The organism is Mesorhizobium sp. M7A.F.Ca.ET.027.03.2.1 (genome assembly GCF_003999175.1).
Lineage (GTDB): Bacteria > Pseudomonadota > Alphaproteobacteria > Rhizobiales > Rhizobiaceae > Mesorhizobium.
The window spans coordinates 1-4,671 of sequence record NZ_RZOM01000455.1 but is presented as its reverse complement, the minus strand read 5'-3'; the positions used below and the strand labels follow the sequence as shown (position 1 = coordinate 4,671).

Here is a 4,671-nt window from a genome sequence, read left to right as displayed (position 1 = left end):
ACCCGAGCAGGGCCAGGATCGTGCCGCCGAACGCGGCACGATCCTGGCCCTGCTCGGGTCGATCGAGCGTGCGGAAATCCTGATCCATCGCATCGATGCCGAGCGCAGATCCGTAAACCGCCAAAGCGTGCTCGCCCGTGCGTCGGCACGCAAGGAAACCAGAGCAAGCCCGATGGGAGACCCAGGCCTGGTTCCGGCCGAGTAGCGGTCCGCCGGACCATAACCTCAAAGCTTCGTTCGGATTGCGGGTCAGACAGGAAGACAGTCCATCCCGGTTCTGCCGGGATGGATCAGGCCAACGCCAGCCTCTTCTGTAGAAAGATGCGGCTGCGGCCGATAGGGAAATTGGCAAGCGTTCCAAAGGGCTCGTAACCCTGACGCTGGTAGACCTTGGCGGCGTTCGGATTGAAGGTGTCGATCCAGGCGTTTCGACAGCCGCGCGCCACCGCTTCGTGTTCGGCCGCATCCAGCATCTTGCCGGCCATGTGCTGGCCGCGCAGCCGCTCATCGACCCAGAGCCATTGCACGTATAGCCAGCCCCAGGCGGTATAGCCCGAAATGCCGGCGACGACCGCGCCATCCTCGTCGCGCACGAACACGGCAAGCGCCTTCCTTTCGGAAGCGCCGACATCACCGTCGTTGAACGCCGTCAGCCGTTCACCGAGAAAGGCGAGTTCTTCCGGCAAGGGATTTGCCGTCGTTTCAAGCGTCGTGTTCATCGCTTTTCCGAGATGGTTGCGTGTCGGCGTCGCCGCCATTGCGAAACTCTGATGCGGCAATGCCGTAGCGCTTGAGCTTGTCATAAAAGGTCTTGCGCGGCACGCCCAGCGCATCGATGGCGCTGCGCACCTCGCCACCATGGTCGCGCAGCGCGTCGCGGATGAGCTGTGCTTCGTATTGGCCGACCCGTTCTGGCAATGCTGCCGTAGGCTCCGGCGAATGCGCGGAGACCGCCCTCCTCTCATCTTCCGGACCAAGGCCGAGCGCAACACGGTCGGCAAAATGGGCAAGCTCGCGCACATTGCCTGGCCAGTCATGCGACTGGAGATGATCGCTGACCGCAGCGTTCATCTTCGCGACAGGCCGGCCGAACCGTTCTGCCGCCTTGCCGAGGAAATGCCCAAACAGCATCGGGATATCGCCGCGACGCTCGCGCAGCGGCGGGATGCGCAGCGTCACCACGTTAAGGCGAAAATACAGATCCTCGCGAAAATCACCGCGTTGGTCCGACCGCCCCAGATCGACCTTGGTCGCGGCGACGACCCTGAGATCGATGCGCCTGATGTCGTTCGAGCCAAGTGGAGTGAGGCTGCGTGTTTCGAGCACGCGCAGCAGCTTGACCTGGAGCGCCGGCGGCATGGATTCGATCTCGTCGAGAAACAGCGTGCCGCCGCTGGAATGCTCGATGCTGCCGATCCGCCGCCGCTGCGCGCCGGTGAACGCGCCCGCCTCATGGCCAAACAACTCGCTCTCGATGACCGTCTCCGGCAGCGCACCGCAATTCAGTGCCACGAAGGGTTTTGCGCGCCGTCGCCCCCATCTGTGCAGGAGGTCCGCCACCACTTCCTTGCCGGTTCCCGTTTCTCCCTCGACCAGCACATCGACGTTCATGTCGGCAATCTGGCGCAAGGTCTCGCGCAGCCGCTTGATGGCAGGAGCCTCGCCGATCAGCGGCAGGCCGTCAGTGGCGAGGGCCGCGGCTTCGCGCAGCCGCCGGTTCTCCATCACCAGCCGTCGCTTCTCACTCGCCCGTTTCAGCGCCTCGACAAGGCGGTCGCCGGCATAGGGTTTCGAGATGAAATCGTAGACACCGTCCTTGAGCGCGGCCACTGCGAGCTCGACGTCGCCATGGCCGGTGACCAGGATCACGGGTATGTCCGGGTCGATCGCCTTGATGCGATCGAACAGCTGCAGCCCGTTCATGCCCGGCATGCGGATGTCGCTGACCACCACGCCTTCAAAGGTCCTGTCGACAACGGCAAGCGCTGCCTCGGCGGCGTCGCGCGCGACCACAGCGAAGCCGGCAAGCTCGAGCAATTGCGTTGTGGCGTGCAGCAGGTCCGCATCGTCGTCGACGAGCGCCACCAGCCCTGATCCCTCAATCATTCAATTCGCCTCAAATCGATGGTGAAGGATGCGCCGATGCCATTGCCGGGATCGAGCCGCAGCGTGCCGCCCAATTCCTGGGCGATCTCCTGCGAGATCACCAGCCCGAGGCCAAGCCCCTTCTCCTTGGTGGTCTGGAACGGCATGAACAGATTGCCGGCTGCTTCCGGGCCGAGACCTGGGCCGTTGTCGCGCACCGAAATCAGCACCCTGTCGTCGCGCTCGGCAAGCTCGATCTCGATGCGCGGATCGGGCTGGTCCTTCATAGCGTCCAGCGCATTCTGCAACAGATTGACCAGGATCTGCTCCAGCCGGATGCGGCTCGCCATGACCGCCGGCGAGGCGGTGCCGCGCGGCTTGACGATGGTCACGCCGGAATCGCGGATGCGGCCGGACAGCAGCGACAGCGCACCGTCGATCGCTTCGCGCACCGGCAGCGGCGAAGCGGCGACACCCGGCCGCCGGGCGAAAGTGCGCAAGGTGCCGGTGATCGCGCCGATGCGCTCGGTCATCGACACGATCGACGTCAGATTGCCGCTGGCCGGTTCGGTTTTGCCGGTTTCGAGAAAGCGGCCCGCATTCTCGGCATAGGTGCGGATAGCGGCGACCGGCTGGTTGATCTCGTGCGCCACGCCGGCGGCGATTTGGCCGAGGATGGAAAGCCGGTTGGCCTGGGCGAGGTCGTCGCGCAGCCGGCGCACCTTGGCTTCAGCATTCTCGCGCTCGGCGATTTCACCGGCAAGTGCGGTGTTGGAGCGGGTCAACTCGGCCGTTCGCGTGCTGACTCGGCTCTCCAGTTCGGCATTCATCCGCGCCAGCGCCTCCTGCCTCAGCCTGCGCGTTCGCCGGCGCCGGGTCAGCACGTAGGCAAGCAGGCCCATCAGCAGCAGACCAAGCAGCGTGGTGAGCCGCGCCGTGTTGGCGGCCGATGAAAGAGCAGCGTCGGCGGGAGTGAGCAGCCAGAGACGCCAGCCAGGAACAGCAGCGGGCAAATCCTGCACCACCTCGACGAACTGGCGCGGTTTTCCCGCGTTGTCGATCGTCGCCAGGCCGTCACCAGCGCCGCGCCGGATCGGCAGCGGCTCGAAGCCTGCATCGGCCAATTGGAGCTGCTCGTGGGCTGCGGCGGTGTCCTCGGCCGACAGTGGCGCCAGCGCACGGAACCGCCAGTCGGGCTGGCTGGTAGCCAGCACCACGCCGCGTTCATCAGTGATGAACACAAGGAAACCGCTGGAACGCCAATTGGCTTCGACGCCGTCGAGTTCGACCTTCAGCACCGCAACGCCGAGCGGCTTGCCGCCATCGTCGACGCGGCTGGCAAGGTACAGCCCCGGTCTGCCGCTGATTGTGCCGAGGCCATATTGGCTGGCAGCACCCTTGCTCATCGCTTCCTGGAAATAGTGCCGAAAATTGTAATCGATGCCGACAAAGCTCGCCGGTTCGTCGGCATTGCTGGCTGATATGGCGATGCCTGCCGTATCGATGATGTAGATGGCGGATGCCGAGGCATCGCCGGCAATCGACTTGAGCTTGTCGTTGAGGGCCTTTTCTTTCATTTTTCCGGCCCGGCGCAGAGCGCCGCGCACCGCATCGTCTCTGGCCAACACCAGTGGAACCAAGCGCTGCTTTTCGATTTCGCCGGTCAGGGTTCCCGCCGCCAGCGGCAGTGCGGCGAGTGCCGTCTCACGCAGATTATCGGCCGCCTGGCCGGAGGCGATGCGCCCGGCAATGGCGATCGCGCCGGCCAGAAATGCAAGAGCGGCGACCACGGCAACCCAGCGGCCATCGCGCAGCCGCGCCACGGCCTCGCGCAGCAATCCACGGCCGGCAAATCCAGGGAATCCGCTATCGGTGCCTGCTTGCGGCGTCTGCCCTCCCCCCTTTGCTCGCGGCCTTTCGGCCAGTGTAATGCGAAAATCCGCCCAGGCAAACACTGCCTGTGCGGAAATCCGCACAGGCTTTGGCCGCATGACGTCAGACAAAGGCGGAAATCCCGTGGTTCCGGCCTTTCCGCGAACTGGCACAGCGCTTGCAAAACTCCCTGGCAGCGGCGTGCGACCGGAGCGCCGCGATGGGAGAAGTCACGCAGGGCGCTCCGCCCCATCCGGCCAGGGAGAGTTCGATGCACATCGCAGACCAATCAGGCGCGCTTGCCGCGCAGCGCAAGCCTTTCTATGCCCAACTCTACGTGCAGGTGCTCGTCGCGATCACCGTCGGCATCCTGCTCGGCCATTTCTATCCGTCGGTCGGCGAGAGCATGAAGCCGCTCGGCGACGCCTTTATCAAGCTGGTCAAGATGATCATCGCCCCGGTCATTTTCCTGACCGTGACTACGGGCATTGCCGGCATGAGCGACCTGCAGAAGGTCGGACGTGTCGCCGGCAAGGCGATGCTCTATTTTCTCACCTTTTCGACGCTGGCTCTGATCATCGGCCTTGTCGTCGCCAATGTCGTGCAGCCGGGCGCCGGCTTCAACATCGACCCGGCGACGCTCGACGCCTCGACCATCAGCAATTACGCCGCCAAGGCGCACGACCAGTCGGTCACCGGCTTCCTGATGAACAT

General features: G+C 64.6%; 4 protein-coding genes and 1 pseudogene. 2 read left to right on the top strand and 3 right to left on the bottom strand.

The genetic code is table 11. The annotated features are described in order from the left end of the window. Positions 1–205: pseudogene (locus tag EN750_RS19560) on the top strand (hypothetical protein); the annotation flags it as partial. An 85-nt stretch (positions 206–290) separates the two neighbouring features. Here the strand turns inward: EN750_RS19560 and EN750_RS19555 are convergent. Genes EN750_RS19555 through EN750_RS19545 form a run of 3 tightly spaced genes read right to left on the bottom strand, consistent with a single transcriptional unit; the run spans position 291 to position 4,076 of the window. Continuing rightward, positions 291–719, bottom strand: coding sequence for a GNAT family N-acetyltransferase (locus EN750_RS19555; RefSeq protein WP_127397381.1), 429 nt, complete (start codon positions 717–719; stop codon positions 291–293). Further along, positions 703–2,106, bottom strand: a complete 1,404-nt coding sequence (locus EN750_RS19550; RefSeq protein ID WP_127397380.1) for a sigma-54 dependent transcriptional regulator — start codon at positions 2,104–2,106, stop codon at positions 703–705. Before EN750_RS19550 ends, EN750_RS19555 begins: the two co-directional genes overlap by 17 nt. Continuing rightward, positions 2,103–4,076 carry a sensor histidine kinase gene (locus EN750_RS19545; RefSeq protein ID WP_245482745.1) on the bottom strand — a complete coding sequence of 658 codons (1,974 nt, stop codon included), beginning with the start codon at positions 4,074–4,076 and terminating at the stop codon, positions 2,103–2,105. Before EN750_RS19545 ends, EN750_RS19550 begins: the two co-directional genes overlap by 4 nt. Positions 4,077–4,228: 152 nt before the next feature. Here EN750_RS19545 and EN750_RS19540 point away from each other — a divergent pair. Continuing rightward, on the top strand, positions 4,229–4,671 hold a 443-nt coding region (locus EN750_RS19540; protein ID WP_127397379.1), incomplete at its 3' end, for a cation:dicarboxylase symporter family transporter.

Excerpts from the sequence above, each read along its gene's own strand:
- EN750_RS19555 (WP_127397381.1), bottom strand. The coding sequence starts at position 719 with ATGAACACGACGCTTGAAACGACGGCAAATCCCTTGCCGGAAGAACTC.
- EN750_RS19550 (WP_127397380.1), bottom strand. The coding sequence starts at position 2,106 with ATGATTGAGGGATCAGGGCTGGTGGCGCTCGTCGACGACGATGCGGAC.
- EN750_RS19545 (WP_245482745.1), bottom strand. The coding sequence starts at position 4,076 with ATGCGGCCAAAGCCTGTGCGGATTTCCGCACAGGCAGTGTTTGCCTGG.